Below are 15,103 nucleotides of genomic sequence, written 5' to 3'. Positions count from 1 at the left end.
TCTTCTATAGAATATACTCCCCATTATACAATAGATTCACTCAACCGACAATCCGACATCGTTGCGCAGCTGCACGGCTTCCGCGATGTGTTTGGCCTCGATATTTTTGGCGTCGTCGAGGTCCGCAATCGTGCGGCCGACTTTGATGATACGGTCATACGAACGCGCCGAAAGATTCATGCGCCGGAACGCCATCTCGAGAAGCTGCTGCGCATCCTGTGTCAAAAAACAGGTTCTCTTTAAAATGGCATGATTCATCTGAGCATTGCAGAAAATGCCGTAAGAGTGCAGTCTTGCCGTCTGCTTAGCCCTTGCCGCTTCCACGCGGCTGCGGATGCTCGCCGATGATTCCGCCTTTTTCGTGGAAGACAGTTCCTGGTACTTGACGCGCGGCACGCGGATATGGATGTCGATGCGGTCGAGCAAGGGACCTGAAATGCGCCGCGTGTAACGCCGGATTTCGCCAGGGGAACACTCACAGGTTCTGCCGCCCTCTTCATCGCCGTAATAACCGCAGGGACAGGGATTCATCGCGCAGACGAGAATCATGCTCGAGGGAAATGTCAGCGAAGCATGCACGCGTGAAATCGTCACGGCCCTGTCCTCAAGCGGCTGCCGCAGGACTTCGAGCGTCGCCTTGGAAAACTCGGGCAGTTCGTCGAGAAACAACACGCCGTGATGGGCAAGCGTGACTTCACCGGGCCGCGGAACACTGCCGCCGCCAATCATCGCAACCATGGATGTCGTATGATGCGGACTGCGGAACGGCCTCTGCCGCACAAGGCCGCCGCCCTGCGGCAGGAGCCCGGCAATGCTGTAAATTTTTGTGACTTCCAAGGCCTCTTCGCGCCTCAGGCGCGGCAGGATGGAGCTCAGGCGCCGCGCGAGCATCGTCTTGCCGGAGCCCGGCACGCCGACCATCAGGAGATTGTGGCCGCCCGCGGCAGCAATCTCAAGGGCCCGCTTGGCCTGAAACTGTCCCTGCACATCGGCAAAATCCTCCAGAAGCGGCGAATCTTCCTCTCCTTCATCCGGCGCGGCAGGCTGCAGGGCTTCCTGTCCGTTGAAAAAAGCCACGGCCTGGCGCAGATGGTCGAGTACATAAACCTGAATGCCCTCAACGAGCAAAGCTTCATTGGCATTGCCGCGCGCGACAAAGACGGAAGTCAGCCCCTCTTTCCGCGCTGCGATGACCATCGGCAGGATGCCGCGTACAGGCCGGCACTCCCCTTCAAGCGACAGCTCCGCCGCAAAAAAAGATTTCTGCAGGCAGTCTGCCGGCAAAACGCCGTAAGCCGCCAAAAGCCCCATGGCAATCGGCAGATCAAGTCCGGGACTGTCCTTGCGAATGCCGGCCGGCGCGAGATTGATGGTGACTTTTTCCTGCCGCAGCTGAATGCCCGCATTGCGTATGGCCGTGCGCACGCGCTCTTTTGACTCGCGCACGGATGTGTCGGGCAGTCCGACGATATCAAAAGCCGGCAGCCCCGCCGCCGAATCGACTTCTACCGCAATGATGAGGCCGTCGACGCCGAGCGTCGTACCGCCAAAAGACCTTGCAAACAAGAGAATCCCTCCTCACTCCGTCTTTCTTTTCCTATTCACACCTCAAAGGCTCCCCGCAGATGATTGAAGGACCACGTTTTCCCCGCTGCATAGACCTCTAAGACATCAAAACGACAGAGGCAGCTCTCTAGATGCCTCTGCCGCAGAAACCAGCGTGCAGACTGGATGATTTTCTGTTGTTTATGATAGCCGACAGCCGCGGCCGGCCGCCCAAAGCGGCGCGTACGCCTTGTCTTGACTTCGACAAAGACGACAGTCTGTCCGAGGCGCGTAATGATATCGATTTCCCCCTGCGGCGTACGAAAATTGCGCGCAAGGATTGCGTGACCCTGACGTTCTAAAAAAGCGGCAGCCGCTTCTTCTCCCTGACTGCCCAGCAGTTTCGCATCATTTGTTGCCATCGTCTTTTCTCCATTTTAGACAAAATTGCTATTAATTCTTATAGATTTATTATAGAATGTCTACTGGAGATAGTCAAGCCATCAAAAATCTCGTACCAGTGAACGAACCGGTTCAAAAGAACGGCGGTGAATGGGACAGGGACCATATTTTTTTAAGGCTTCAATATGCTGGGCCGTACCATACCCCTTATGCTGTGCAAAGCCGTATTCCGGATAAATCTTATCGTATTCATCCATAAGCCTGTCACGCGTGACTTTGGCAATGATGGAAGCGGCCGCAATCGAAGCCGATTTTGCATCGCCCTTGATGATGGGCAGAGACGGCATTGGCAGATTTTCAAGCGGCACGGCATCGATGAGGACCTTCTGCGGCTCCGGCCGCAGGGAGAAAATGGCCTCGTACATGCCATTGATCGTCGCCTGATAGATATTGACGCGGTCGATGGTCTGCGCATCAATGAGAGCCGTGCCCACGGCAAGGGCCTTTTCCTGAATCTCGTCAAAAAGTTCCTCGCGGACCTTGGCTGAGATTTTCTTCGAATCGTTGAGCTTCGGCAGACAAAGATCATGTGGCAGGATGACGGCCGCGACTGAAACAGGACCAGCCAAGGGGCCGCGTCCTGCCTCATCAACGCCCGCGACAATCTCGTATCCCTCTTTCCATGCCTCATGCTCATAAGCATACATCGAAAGAAGCCGCGCGTGTTCGGCCTGCATTTTTTCATAGCGGTGCACGAGTCTTGCCGTGGCCTTGCGCGAATCTTCCCGGCAGGCCGCGAGGAATTCCTCACTGACCTCACCAGAATTCAGGGCCGCCTCAAGCTCTTTTATCGTATAATCTGCAATTGCTTTCATTTTGATTCTGTGCACCCGCCTTCCGGCACTTTAGGCATTTCTGGAACTTCGTCAAGCGTCACAAGTCCGAGTTTGCCGCTGCGGAACTCCGTCAGCACGATATTCTGCGCCTTTTCAAGGTCCACGACACCGCCCTTCACGAGGCAGCCGCGCTTGCGGCCGATGGCCTCGAGAAGCGCGAGACCGTCTTCCGGCATCTCGCCCTTGAATTTAAAGCGTTCCTGCAGACGCTCGGGATAATCGCGGCGCATGACGGATAAAAGCAGGGCCGTGACCTGCTCGCGGTCGTAAATATCATCGTTGATGGCTCCCGTAAACGCGAGCTTAAGGCCCACGGTCTGGTCCTCAAACTTTGGCCAGAGAATGCCCGGCGTATCGAGAAGGTCAAGCGAAGCGCCGATCTTAATCCACTGTTTTGCGCGCGTCACACCCGGTTTGTCGGCGGCCTTGGCCTTGACGGCACCGGCGAGACGGTTAATGAGAGACGATTTGCCGACATTCGGGATGCCTAAGATCATGCAGCGCGCTGCCCGCGGACGCCCGCCATTCTTGACAAAACGGTCCGTCTTCGGCCGCGCAAGTTCTTCGGCCTGACGCACGAGCTGCTTCATGCCGCGTCCTTTGACCGAATCAATCGCAACAGCCGGCAGCCCCTGCGCGCGGAAATACGCGAGCCAGCGCTTCGTGCTAGCCGCATCGGCAAGGTCCGACTTATTGAGTGCGATGAGCCTCGGCTTGTCCCTGATGATTTCCGCCAGCATCGGATTGGCACTGCTCGCAGGGATCCGCGCATCGAGAAGCTCGATGACCACATCGACGAGTTTCAGATTTTCCTCAATCAGGCGCTGTGCCTTTTTCATATGTCCGGGGAACCACTGAATGCCCGGCAGTTCATTTCTTTTTTCCTGTTCCATGTATCTTCCTCCGCAAAAAATTTATCTTCATTATAACATAGCCGGCATTTTAAGAGAAACTCCTCTTTCATCATGATACAATAGATATTATACAAGATGACAAGATGACATGATATCATGATATAATGAAACTATCCGGATATGGATATGGATTCAGTCAGGAGTGATTTACATGAAAAAATATGCCTTGATTCCTGCCCTTGCCCTGACGGCCTGCGCCGCCTTCATGCCTGTGGCTTCCGCATCATTTGGCACGGGCATCGGCGTGTCGTTTCCGACCTCGGGCTCGCACAGCACGGAAATCGTGCCGTCCTATGCAGCTTTCAGCTTTGACAATATCGTTGAAGAACTGACGGTCGAGCAAAAACACGGCCGTCTCGTCATGGAGCTCAAAGTCACGAACGACGGCGACAGCGACTATTCCATCGCCCACCGCGACGGACAGGTCTATGACTTCGCCATCCTCGACAAAAACGGCAAGACGCTTTACCAGTGGTCGAATGGCATGGCATTCACGCAGGCCCTGACAAGCTCGTCTGTCGCTGCCCATAAGAGCGAAGTCTACACGGCTGAACTTGACAGCAAGGCCTATCGCAAAATCAAAGAAGACGGTGTCCTTGTGACGGCCTGGCTCGTCGACACGCCTTACAAAATCACCACGCGCATGCCGACAAAAGTCGGCAGTTCCACGCCTGTGACCCTGCACGGCGGCATCATCATCGGCAACGGTCCCTGGTACGATGATTGAGCTGACAGCATCGACAGGCAAACAGCCAGACAAAATGTGACGAACCCCCGCGATTATGCTATACTAGAAGGAATCAATTGATAAAATCTCGATTTGTTAGTTCAAAAAACAAAAGGATGTGTATCATTTTTGGATAGTACAGACGCGGGCCTTTTGCTCGTCTTAGTTTTCCTTTTTCTCATCGCCAGTGCCTTCTTCTCCTTGATTGAAACGGCTTTGACCGAAAGTCACCGCGGCCGTCTTGAAAAGCTCGCGGAAGACGGCAATGCCGATGCAGAAGCCGCGCTCGGCCTGCTTGAAAACGTCGAAGCGCCGCTTTCCCTTGTGCAGGTCGGCATCACGCTCACAGGCCTCCTGCTCGGCCTCTGCACGGGTGCCTTTGTCGCACCGTTCCTCGCCGGTTTCATCAGCTTTCTGCCGCATGCCTCAGCCATCGCGATGATCGTGAGCATCGTCGTCATGACATATATCACGCTGCTCTTCAGTGAATTTCTGCCGAAGAAAAAAGCGGCCCAGAACCCTGAACACATGTTGATGAAATACCACGGCATTGTCGCACGTCTCACAAAACTTGCGCGTCCGTTCATTAAATTTCTTTCAGGCTCAGCCAACGGCGTACTGCTGCTGCTCGGCATCAATCCGCATGTCGAAGACACCGTCACCGAAGATGAAGTCAAGGACCTCATCGAGCAGGGTACAGAGGACGGCACGTTCGAAAAGTCTGAACAGGCCATGGTCGACCGCATCTTCCATATGAGCGACCAGACGGCCTACGCCCTGATGACGCCGCGTACTCAGATGCTCTGGCTTGACCTCACGGATTCCCTGAAGCACAATCTGCGCATCATCCGCGAGCATCCGCAGAATGTCTTCCCTGTCGGCCGCGAGAATCTTGATGATTTCTGCGGCGTACTCTACGCCAAAGACCTCCTCAATGCCTCGCTCGAGCGCAAATCCCTCGACCTTGCGCAGTACATCCGCAAGCCGATGTTCGTGCCGCGCTCCATGGAGACCTTCCGCGTACTCAACAAATTCCGCGATACCGGCATTCACGAAGCCATGGTACTCGATGAATACGGCGGCGTCATCGGCTTCATCACGCTGAACGATATCCTGCAGGAAATCATCGGCGACTCCATGTCGAATGTCGAGCCGGACCCCATCCAGTTCACGCCGCGTGACGAAAATTCGTGGTATGTTGACGGCCTCTGCTCCATTGACGATTTCAAGGAACGCTTTGATATCGCAGAACTCCCCGATGAAGACCACGACCACTACCAGACGATGGGAGGTTTCCTGACTTCTTACTTTGGCTACATTCCCAAAGTCGCAGAAAAATGCAGCTGGAACGCCTTTACCTTCGAAGTCGTCGACATGGACCGCGCCCGCATCGATAAGATTCTCGTGACGCGCGAGGAAAAGCCAGCAGAAGAACCGGCAGCGGACGGCAAACAGCCAGCTGCTGAAAACTCTTCTGAAACAAAATAACACGACACAAAAGCTCCGGCCAGACAAACGTCATGGCCGGAGCTTTTTGCTTTTATTTATTTACTTTTATTATAGGAAGATTCTCTTCAGACATCCTGACGGGAATCCGTCTTATCTGTCTTATCTGCCGCATCTGCAACTGCAGCAGCATTTTTGTCCGAAGCTGGCTCTGCAGCCTTTTCAGGAGCTTCAGGCTGCTCATCCTCGCTGTTCAGGCAGGCGAGCTTCTTGGCCTTCTCAGCATCTTCTTTGGCATCTTTTTCTTCATCGGCCAAAAGTTTCTGCTCGGCCTCTTTGACTTCCTCTGCTTCTGCCTTATCGCCCTCGAGGATCTTCATGAACTCTTCGCCTGTGATGGTCTCCTTCTCATAGAGGAACGAAGCGAGTTCGTCGAGTTTGTCGCGGTGCTCCTCAAGGAGTTTGATGGCCTTCTCATGCTGCCTGCGCACGAGTTCGACCACTTTTTTATCAATCATCTGCTGCGTAGCCGACGAGCAGGCAAGGCTCGTATCGCCGCCGAGGTAGCGGTTGTTGACGGTCTCCATCGCGACCATGTCGAATTCATCGCTCATGCCATAGCGCGTAATCATCGCGCGGGCAAGCTTCGTCGCCTGCTCGATATCGTTCGAGGCACCCGTGCTGACGAGGCCGAACTTGACTTCCTCAGCGGCACGGCCGGCCGTGAATGTCGCAATCTTATTTTCGAGTTCTTCACGCGACAGGATGTATTTATCCTGCTGCTCAACCTGCATCGTATAGCCGAGAGCACCCGACGTACGCGGGATAATCGTGATTTTCTGGACCGGTGCAGAATGCGACTGCAGGGCAGCGACAAGTGCATGGCCGATTTCGTGATAAGCGACCGTGCGTTTCTCCTGGTCCGACAGAATGGCATTCTTTTTCTGATAACCGGCAATGACGACCTCGATGCTTTCCTCAAGGTCCGCCTCGGTTACACTGTCACGGTGCGAGCGGACCGCGCGCAGCGCGCCCTCATTGATGATGTTCGCGAGCTCTGCGCCCGAAGCACCGGCTGCCATGCGCGCAATCGTATGGAAGTTGACATCGTCAGCCAGGCGGACCTTCTTCGCATGGACCTTCAGGATATCTTCACGTCCCTTGAGGTCCGGCAGTTCGACCGGCACACGGCGGTCAAAACGTCCCGGACGCAGGAGTGCGGGGTCCAGCGACTCCGGACGGTTCGTTGCCGCAAGGATGATGACGCCCGTATTGCCTTCAAAACCATCCATCTCCGTCAGGAGCTGATTGAGTGTCTGCTCGCGCTCGTCGTTGCCCATCGCAGCACCCGTACGCTTCTGGCCAATGGCATCAATCTCATCGATGAAGACGATGCACGGCGCCTTTTCCTTGGCCTGTTTGAAGAGGTCGCGGACCTTGGATGCGCCCATGCCGACGAACATCTCGACAAATTCAGAGCCGGCAATCGAGAAAAACGGCACACCGGCCTCACCGGCAACAGCCTTCGCGAGCATCGTCTTGCCTGTGCCCGGAGGGCCTACCAGGAGAACGCCCTTTGGCATCGAAGCACCAATGCTCGTGTATTTATCCGGATTATGCAGATAATCGACAATCTCAGAAAGATTTTCCTTCGCCTCATCTTCACCGGCCACATCGCTGAAATGAATGCCCTCGGAAGATGGCACGTAAATCTTGGCTTGGTTCCCCGAGCCCCCGAACATCATCGAATTGCCTCCGGCCTTATCCATGATTTTGCGGCTCATATACTGGCCAATCGCAAAGAAGATAATGAGGGGCAGAATCCAGGCGAGGAAGAAGCTCATGAGCGGCGAGGTCTCTTCCTTGATATCCTGTGTAAATGTTGCCCCTGATTCCATCAGACGCTGCGCCAGCGTCGGGTCATTCATGATGCCCGTCTTGTACTTCTTATGGTCATTCTTGACCGTATAGAGAATCTGATTCGACTGAATTTCTACATGGTCAACGGTCTTATCGTCGATGCACTGCATGAACGTGCTGTAATCAACCGGTTCAATCTGCGCCTGTTCCATATAAGGACGGGCCATCTCATTGAACAGCAGGATGAGCGCCAGCACGACGATATAGTAAAATGCCATTGGCTTTTTCGGCGATTTGACTTCTTTCATAAGATTCACCTCCAAATAAATAAACAAAAAAGAAAGGATAAAGAAAGGCCCCCGCGGCCTCGCGCGGGGGCACAGTCATGCCTGTACGTAAAGCGTCTTGACGACAATGTCAACTTCATGCACAATCATGCCCGTCATGAATTCGACGGAACTCCTGACCTTTGTCTGTGCCTGCTTCAAAAGTGTCGGGATATGATTGCCGTAAGTCAGCACGACATTGCAGGAAATCGTGAGACCCTGGTCTTCATCGCCGACAAAGAGATGTTTGACTTTGACATCGCTGACCTTGCTGAAAGGCCCTTCTGCCATGATGACATGGTGAACGATTGACTTGATGGTCGCATCATCGATGATGAGCTTGCCGTAATAGCTGAAAACCGGCCGCACAATGGATTTTTCACCAAGGCGGCGCCGCCTCGTCGACGAGCGCTTAAAAAAAGACTGCAGCGGGTCTATAAGGTAGCCTGAAAAATGAGGCTTGAGCTCAATAGTCGGCACCGGAATGATGTGCTTCCCCTGCTTGATGCGGTAAAAACGCGCCTTCTCCATCTCAGAACGCGTGGCGATATCCTCAATGCGGATGATTTTGGCGATAGGCGGCAGATGCAGGGCCCTCGTAATCTTCTGCACCATGTTCTCCGACGTGCCGAGAATCAGGATGCGATGAGGCTTGGTTTCCTCAATCGCCTTGCGGACTTCTTCGGCATGACCCGGCAGGATAAAAATCGCTCTGCGGACCGCCATAATCCTGCTTTTTTCTTTTTTAGCAGAATGGCCCGCGATGATTTTACCGTCTTTAATGAGAATGCCGTCATCAATGATGGCATCCGCATGATTTTTATGTGCTACAATCAGTGCACGATGGCTTTTGCCGGTCCCGCTCGGACCGACTAAGGCAATGACGTCCATCTATTCTCCCCTTGCTTTCAGAGTTTCTGTGCCGGACGGTAAAGTTTCTCCGCCCAGCAGTCGTCGATGGTAAAGATGCCAACTTCCTGAGGATAACGCGTGGCAAAGCCGTGAAAGTCAGAGCCTCCCGTCACCATGAGGTTATAACGCTTCGCCATATCCATGTAGCGCTCCGTGTCTGCTTCATCATGCTGCGGGTAAAATACCTCAAGCCCCTCTATGCCGCGGCAGCAGAGGTCTTCCACAAGTCTGTCATCCCCTATGAGCTTAGGATGGGCCAGTACCGGCGTACCGCCTGCCGCTTTGATGAGTTCGATGATTTCTTCGACTTCAAGGTGATAGTGCGGCACATACGCGGGCTTCCCCTTCATCAGCATCGTTTCAAAGGCCTCGCGCACAGTCGGAAAATATCCTTTTTTCACGAGGACGCGGCCGATATGAGAACGGCTGATCGAGCGGCTCGCACCAGCGATGGTCAAAACTTCCGTTTCGCTGATCTCATAGCCGAGCTGCTGCAATTTCCCCACCATCTCGCTGAAACGCGTCCAGCGTGCTTCTGTGACATCATTGAGCTTATCGACGAGTTCACCATAATAGATATCAATGTTATATCCTAAAATATGAATCTCACGGGTCGGATGATGGGCACTGAATTCGATGCCTGGGATAATGTGAATTCCTCTTGCAGGGTAAAGACCGTTCTCATACAGATGGCTGATTCCTTCCACCGTATCGTGGTCCGTGATGGCCATATAAGATAAGCCTGCTTCCTTTGCCTTAGCCACGAGTTCCTCGGGGGTCAGTTTGCCGTCCGAGTACGTCGTGTGCATATGCAGATCACTTGGCATCCTTATTTCACTCCTAAATCGTATCTGGAATTCGGTAAAGAGCGTTTACCGCGGTTCTACAATCAGCTTGATAGCGGTACGCTCTTCGCCGTCAATCTTGATATCCGTGAAAGCCGGGATACAAATGAGATCTACGCCATGCGGGGCAACAAAACCACGGGCAATGGCCACGGCTTTGACCGCCTGATTCAAGGCTCCTGCCCCTATGGCCTGCATCTCAGCACTGCCATTCTCACGGATAACGCCAGCTAAGGCACCAGCTACAGAATTTGGATTCGATTTCGCAGAAACTTTCAAGATTTCCATGATGAGCATGACCTCCTTGTTGATCAACTGCTGGAATATTCAATGCTATTCATGCTGCAGCGAATACCGGAACGATTGTTTAATCTACAAAATACCTACTATTTACTTACTATCCAAAACTATTACTAGTTCTATTTATTCGGCGCGTACCCCTGAATTCCTTCTTTTTCGCTTCACTTTCTAGAAAAGAGAAAAGACATTCGTCTTTTAGCAAATCAAAAGTCTTCTTCCCGCAGCAATATGCGCTCAATGCCAACTGTCTTATTTGCTGCGTCATCAATTTCAACTACGAATGCTGAATACACGCAGGGCCCCTCGGCAACGTCAAAACGCACGGGCATGGCCGTCGTGAACTTTCTCAAAATCAAATCCGTCTTGACGCCGAGCACGGAATCATGCGGACCGACCATGCCGAGGTCTGTGATGTAAGCCGTCCCCTTCGGCAGGATGCGTTCATCCGCTGTCTGCACATGCGTATGCGTACCGACCACGCCATTGACGCGGCCATCGAGGTACCAGCCCATGGCGATTTTTTCAGAAGTCGTCTCTGCATGGAAGTCAAGGAAAATAATATCACATTCGTCTTTCATCTCATGCAGCAGTTCTTCGACTTTCTGGAACGGACAGTCGAGTGGCGGCATAAAGGCACGTCCCGAAAGATTCATCACGCCGATATTCTTTGCCTTAAAAGGATACGAGCACCAGCCCCTGCCCGGTGTTCCCTCTGGGTAATTGGCCGGACGAATCAGGAAAGGCTCTTGATCGATGAATTCCAGTACATCTTTTTTATCCCAGACATGATTGCCCGATGTGATGATATCCGCGCCGCCGCGGTAAAGCTCGTCGAGTGATTTGCGCGTAAAGCCCTTGCCGCCCGCAGAATTCTCACCATTGACGATGACGACATCGATTTTCTTTTCCGCGCGCAGACGCGGCGTAATTTTGCAGAATGCCCGTCGGCCGGCATGGCCGATGACATCTCCCACCAACATGACTTTCAAAATTTTTTCCTCTTTTCTATCTTTCGGCGTTTCCGCACCTCATCAGCAGCGAACTCAGCGATTATAGACCACCACGCGGTCTCCCTCGCGCAGTCCGACCATATGCATGCGGAACTGAATTTCCGCGGCCTGACCGAGCATCTGGTCCAATAATTCACTCTGCACGGCAGCAAAATCCTGTTCAAGCGTTTTGAGCGAGTGGCTGTCGACCAGCAGGTTCCTGCCAAAATGTTCCGTAAAGAGACGCGCTATCAACGTCAGCTCATCGCGCTCCAGCGTCGCCACTTCACGCTCCACATGGAACATGACCAGCTTATGTTCCGCCGCGATTTCCTCGCCCCGGATTTCCAGATAGGGCTCCGTGCCGTCCATGAGCGCATGATACGTTGCAATGCTCTCAGAGAGCAGTTTCGTAAAAGCATCGAGCGCCTGCGGCGGATAACTGCCGCGCAGCACAAAATCAAGGGTCAGAGCAACCTTCTGCGGATCATAGGTGACCGAACTGATTTCCGGATAACAGACAAGAAGCGACGCTAAAAACTGAATCCCTGCTTTTTCCTCCGACTGTTTCCGGCGCTGTGATTTAAATCCAAACATGATAGTTCCCTCTTAACAGACTGAGGGTCCGGGACTTCGCCCCGCACCCTCAGTACAGCAGATTTCTTTATTTTGCATAATCGACGACGCGCGTCTCACGGATAACCGTGGCCTTGATCTGGCCAGGATATTCGAGCTCGTCTTCGATTTTCTTGACAATGTTATGAGCAAGAGCCGCAGCTTCTGCGTCATCCACCTTATCCGGTTTGACCATGACGCGAATCTCACGGCCAGCCTGAATGGCAAAGCAGCGTTCGACGCCGTCGAAGGACTCGGCAATCTCTTCGAGGCTCTTAAGGCGTTTGAGATACGATTCAAGGCTCTCACGGCGTGCGCCAGGTCTGGCAGCCGAGACAGCATCAGCAGCAGCGACGAGCACGGATTCGACGCTCGTTGCTTCGACATCACCGTGATGCGACAGAATCGCATTGATGACATCCTTCGATTCGTGATACTTGCGGGCAATATCGGCACCGATGGTCGTATGCGAGCCCTCGACCTCATGGTCAATGGCCTTGCCGATATCGTGCAGCAGACCGCCGCGTTTGGCGAGCATGACATCACAGCCGAGCTCTGCAGCCATGACACCGGCGAGATGCGAGACCTCGATAGAATGATTGAGTACATTCTGGCCGTAACTCGTGCGGTAGCGCAGACGGCCGAGCAGGCGAATGAGCTCCGGATGGAGTCCGTGCACGCCCGTCTCGAATGTTGCCTGTTCGCCGGCTTCCTTGATGCGCTGGTCGACTTCGCGTTTGGCTTTCTCGACCATTTCCTCAATACGGGCCGGATGGATGCGGCCATCCTGAATGAGCTTCTCAAGAGCAATGCGCGCAATTTCGCGGCGCACCGAATCAAAGCCCGACAGGATGACGGCTTCCGGTGTATCATCGATGATGAGATCGATGCCCGTCAGCGTCTCCAGTGTGCGGATATTGCGGCCCTCACGGCCAATGATGCGGCCTTTCATCTCATCGTTTGGCAGAGCTACGACCGAGACCGTCGTCTCAGCGACATGGTCTGCAGCGCAGCGCTGGATAGCCGTAGAAAGAATCTCGCGCGCCTTCTTGTCGGCCTCGTCCTTCGTCTGCTGGACGTATTCCTTGATTTTCATGGCCTTTTCGTGCTTGAGTTCTTCCTCAGCCTCGGCCATGAGCATCGTGCGTGCCTCGTCGGACGTCAGTCCGGAAATGCGCTCCAGTTCAGCTTTCTGCTGTTCATGCATCTCATTGACAGCAGCCTGGCTCTTGTCGAGACGAACCTCTTTGCGCGTCAGCGCTTCCTCGCGTTTTTCGATGGAATCCAGCTTGCGGTCAAGATTTTCCTCTTTCTGCACAACGCGGCGTTCCTGACGCTGGAGCTCCGAACGGCGGTCTTTCGTCTCACGTTCCAGTTCCTGACGCAGGCGATGGATATCTTCCTTCGCCTCGAGTAAAGCTTCTTTCTTTTTCGTCTCGCCACGTTTGGCTGCATCATCTACAATTCGTTTTGCTTCAGCTTCCGCCGAACCGATCTGGGACTCTGCCGTGCGTTTGCGCATGACATAGCCGCAGCCCGCACCGACGATCACTGCTACTATTACCGCTAATATTATTGTAACGATAATATTCACCCCCCTTTTCTTTTTTTGCTTTCATGCATAATTTATATCGGTAGTTTTGACATATAACTATACCTTTCTATTCTATCGGTTTTCCCCTTTAGTGTCAAGGAATCACAAACCTTCTGGAGAGTAGCCAGAGAAAAGATTTTCCGCTATAATAGAGACTGTCAGATTCCTCTGAAAAGGATAACAGTCAAGAAGGAAAAGAAGGGGTTTTATGTTCAAATGTTCCGTCTGCGGACGTGAGCTCAGCGAAAAAGAAGCATTGGTCCATCAGGGCAAGAACGGGGAAAAAGAAGTCATCTGCCCTGCCTGCTTTGAAAAAATCGTCGGCGTCGACTATGAGACGTTCCGCTATCGCCGCGAAAATGCCAAGCAGACTTTTTTCGCCGTGCTCTTCTGTCTCGCCGCCACCATCTACGCGTTCTTCGAAAAAGGCTGGCCTTATGCCGTACTCGGCATCGTCCTGACCCTGCTCGTCTATCTTTTCTCGAGCCGCACGGGCAAGCCCAAGACGAAAAAAAATACGAAAGCATGACAAAATTGTCCTTCCACTGGAGAAGGACAATTTTTGTTACCATTCTGTTACCATTTTTTCACGGCTGCCCGTCAGGCGTACTCATACCTTTTTCATGAAAGCATCATTTTGACAATATCGCGGCGGCTGACGATGCCCAGCAGATGCTTTTCATCGTCGAGCACCGGCACGCGTTTGACATGCTTGTCGTACATGATTTTGGCCACCTTGCTGACATCATCATCGGGATGCACGGCCACGACTTTCTTCGTCATGAGCTGCTCTGCTGAAATCGCCGCAATCTTGCGGAAAGCATCCTGATACTCGCGCAGACCCGAATAATAGATGACCGCACCGAGGATGCAGAGTTCATCCGGCAGCTCCGGCGCAAATTCCTTGCGCATGAGGTCGCCTTCGCTGACAATACCGCAGACCTTTCCCTCTTCATCTACCACCGGCAGTCCCGAAATGTCATGATCTACGATAGTCTGCGCAATTTCGCGGATTGATGCATCTTTTTTGACCGTAATGACGTTCTTCGTCATAATATCCTTAACCAACATATGAAACACCTCAATTCCTGATAATCATCGAGAGCATTCCCTCTTTGCTTAAGTATTCGCTATCTTTCGACAACATTCCTGCTGGAAAGAAAAAGTTGGTAAAATTCCTCTGACAACTCGTCATAATATGCTTGTTTTTTTCGCACTTTGCTCTATAATGTAACTAAAGTATGCTTCTTGAAATATCTATCGTTTATTTCAATAGAAATGGATGTTCGGTATGATACTTTTAAAAGAAGTATTAGAGGTATACTGTTATGATGAACAGAAAAGATATGAACCAGATCATCGGCAATCGTGTACGTCAAATACGGGACACCCATCAATATACACGGGAGCAGGTTGCAGAGTGGGCGGATATCTCGCCGCAGTTTCTGTCCGATATCGAGCTCGGCAAGAAGAGCATGACCTCCACGACCATCGTCAAGCTGGCCAAAGCTCTGCAGATCAGCACAGATTATTTACTGCTTGGCAAGACGAGTCTCGCTAAAGGCCCCGACCGCATGAAGAAGCTGCAGATTCTTGCCTCCTCTCTGCCAGACGAAAAAATACCGATTGCCGAAGACATGATGCGCGTTTTTCTTAGAGCTGTTGACGCAAACGAAACGAGCTCTGATGCCAAAAAACAAAATAAACAGCAAAAGAAACGCTGAGAATGCTC

The 15,103-nt window shown here is 52.7% G+C and carries 16 protein-coding genes; 4 read left to right on the top strand and 12 right to left on the bottom strand.

Translation table 11 applies throughout. The features are described from left to right. Positions 1 to 36 precede the first annotated feature (36 nt). From ACE419_RS05890 to ylqF, 4 genes are all read right to left on the bottom strand, one after another. Positions 37 to 1,566 carry a YifB family Mg chelatase-like AAA ATPase gene (locus ACE419_RS05890; RefSeq protein ID WP_435721332.1) on the bottom strand — a complete coding sequence of 510 codons (1,530 nt, stop codon included), beginning with the start codon at positions 1,564 to 1,566 and terminating at the stop codon, positions 37 to 39. A 35-nt stretch (positions 1,567 to 1,601) separates the two neighbouring features. Then, a complete protein-coding gene (locus tag ACE419_RS05885; protein ID WP_432646857.1) occupies positions 1,602 to 1,967 on the bottom strand; it encodes a YraN family protein in 366 nt (121 codons plus the stop codon). Positions 1,968 to 2,048: 81 nt separating this feature from the next. After that, positions 2,049 to 2,822, bottom strand: coding sequence for a ribonuclease HII (gene rnhB, locus ACE419_RS05880; protein WP_432646856.1), 774 nt, complete (start codon positions 2,820 to 2,822; stop codon positions 2,049 to 2,051). Further along, positions 2,819 to 3,736, bottom strand: a complete 918-nt coding sequence (ylqF, locus tag ACE419_RS05875) for a ribosome biogenesis GTPase YlqF (protein ID WP_432646855.1) — start codon at positions 3,734 to 3,736, stop codon at positions 2,819 to 2,821. The genes rnhB and ylqF overlap by 4 nt, the downstream gene beginning before the upstream one ends. Before the next feature lie 172 nt (positions 3,737 to 3,908). On the opposite strand from ylqF, the gene ACE419_RS05870 reads away from it, so the two are divergent. Beyond that, positions 3,909 to 4,484 (top strand): BsuPI-related putative proteinase inhibitor, encoded by a 576-nt coding sequence (locus ACE419_RS05870; RefSeq protein WP_435721331.1) that lies wholly within the window; start codon positions 3,909 to 3,911, stop codon positions 4,482 to 4,484. A 129-nt stretch (positions 4,485 to 4,613) separates the two neighbouring features. Further along, the gene (locus tag ACE419_RS05865; protein ID WP_435721330.1) at positions 4,614 to 5,972 is read left to right on the top strand and encodes a hemolysin family protein; all 1,359 of its coding nucleotides are present in this window, start codon (positions 4,614 to 4,616) and stop codon (positions 5,970 to 5,972) included. An 86-nt stretch (positions 5,973 to 6,058) separates the two neighbouring features. On the opposite strand, the gene ftsH is transcribed toward ACE419_RS05865, so the two are convergent. From ftsH to rny, 7 genes are all read right to left on the bottom strand, one after another. Then, positions 6,059 to 8,098 carry an ATP-dependent zinc metalloprotease FtsH gene (gene ftsH, locus ACE419_RS05860; RefSeq protein ID WP_432646852.1) on the bottom strand — a complete coding sequence of 680 codons (2,040 nt, stop codon included), beginning with the start codon at positions 8,096 to 8,098 and terminating at the stop codon, positions 6,059 to 6,061. A 75-nt stretch (positions 8,099 to 8,173) separates the two neighbouring features. Then, positions 8,174 to 9,007 carry an Asp23/Gls24 family envelope stress response protein gene (locus ACE419_RS05855; protein WP_432646851.1) on the bottom strand — a complete coding sequence of 278 codons (834 nt, stop codon included), beginning with the start codon at positions 9,005 to 9,007 and terminating at the stop codon, positions 8,174 to 8,176. Between the two features lie 17 nt (positions 9,008 to 9,024). Further along, complete coding sequence (locus tag ACE419_RS05850; RefSeq protein ID WP_432646850.1) at positions 9,025 to 9,855, bottom strand: phosphatase; 831 nt, start codon at positions 9,853 to 9,855, stop codon at positions 9,025 to 9,027. A gap of 45 nt (positions 9,856 to 9,900) precedes the next feature. After that, on the bottom strand, positions 9,901 to 10,161 hold the full coding sequence (locus ACE419_RS05845) for a stage V sporulation protein S (protein WP_118015757.1): 261 nt from the start codon (positions 10,159 to 10,161) through the stop codon (positions 9,901 to 9,903). 215 nt (positions 10,162 to 10,376) lie between these two features. After that, positions 10,377 to 11,162, bottom strand: a complete 786-nt coding sequence (locus tag ACE419_RS05840; RefSeq protein WP_435721329.1) for a TIGR00282 family metallophosphoesterase — start codon at positions 11,160 to 11,162, stop codon at positions 10,377 to 10,379. 54 nt (positions 11,163 to 11,216) lie between these two features. Beyond that, complete coding sequence (locus ACE419_RS05835; RefSeq protein WP_435721328.1) at positions 11,217 to 11,759, bottom strand: hypothetical protein; 543 nt, start codon at positions 11,757 to 11,759, stop codon at positions 11,217 to 11,219. Between the two features lie 67 nt (positions 11,760 to 11,826). Next, positions 11,827 to 13,371, bottom strand: a complete 1,545-nt coding sequence (gene rny, locus ACE419_RS05830) for a ribonuclease Y (protein WP_435721327.1) — start codon at positions 13,369 to 13,371, stop codon at positions 11,827 to 11,829. A 208-nt stretch (positions 13,372 to 13,579) separates the two neighbouring features. On the opposite strand from rny, the gene ACE419_RS05825 reads away from it, so the two are divergent. After that, positions 13,580 to 13,900 carry a hypothetical protein gene (locus ACE419_RS05825; protein WP_435721326.1) on the top strand — a complete coding sequence of 107 codons (321 nt, stop codon included), beginning with the start codon at positions 13,580 to 13,582 and terminating at the stop codon, positions 13,898 to 13,900. Between the two features lie 92 nt (positions 13,901 to 13,992). Here the strand turns inward: ACE419_RS05825 and ACE419_RS05820 are convergent, their stop codons facing one another. Beyond that, on the bottom strand, positions 13,993 to 14,442 hold the full coding sequence (locus ACE419_RS05820) for a CBS domain-containing protein (RefSeq protein ID WP_435721325.1): 450 nt from the start codon (positions 14,440 to 14,442) through the stop codon (positions 13,993 to 13,995). A gap of 257 nt (positions 14,443 to 14,699) precedes the next feature. Between ACE419_RS05820 and ACE419_RS05815 the strand changes: the two genes are divergently transcribed. Beyond that, on the top strand, positions 14,700 to 15,095 hold the full coding sequence (locus tag ACE419_RS05815; RefSeq protein ID WP_432646844.1) for a helix-turn-helix domain-containing protein: 396 nt from the start codon (positions 14,700 to 14,702) through the stop codon (positions 15,093 to 15,095). Positions 15,096 to 15,103: the final 8 nt, after the last annotated feature.

Origin of the sequence: Mitsuokella apri (genome assembly GCF_047974105.1) — a bacterium.
Taxonomy (GTDB): domain Bacteria; phylum Bacillota; class Negativicutes; order Selenomonadales; family Selenomonadaceae; genus Mitsuokella.
Note: the sequence above shows the minus strand (reverse complement) of the source record. Positions and strands in the feature narration are given on the sequence as shown.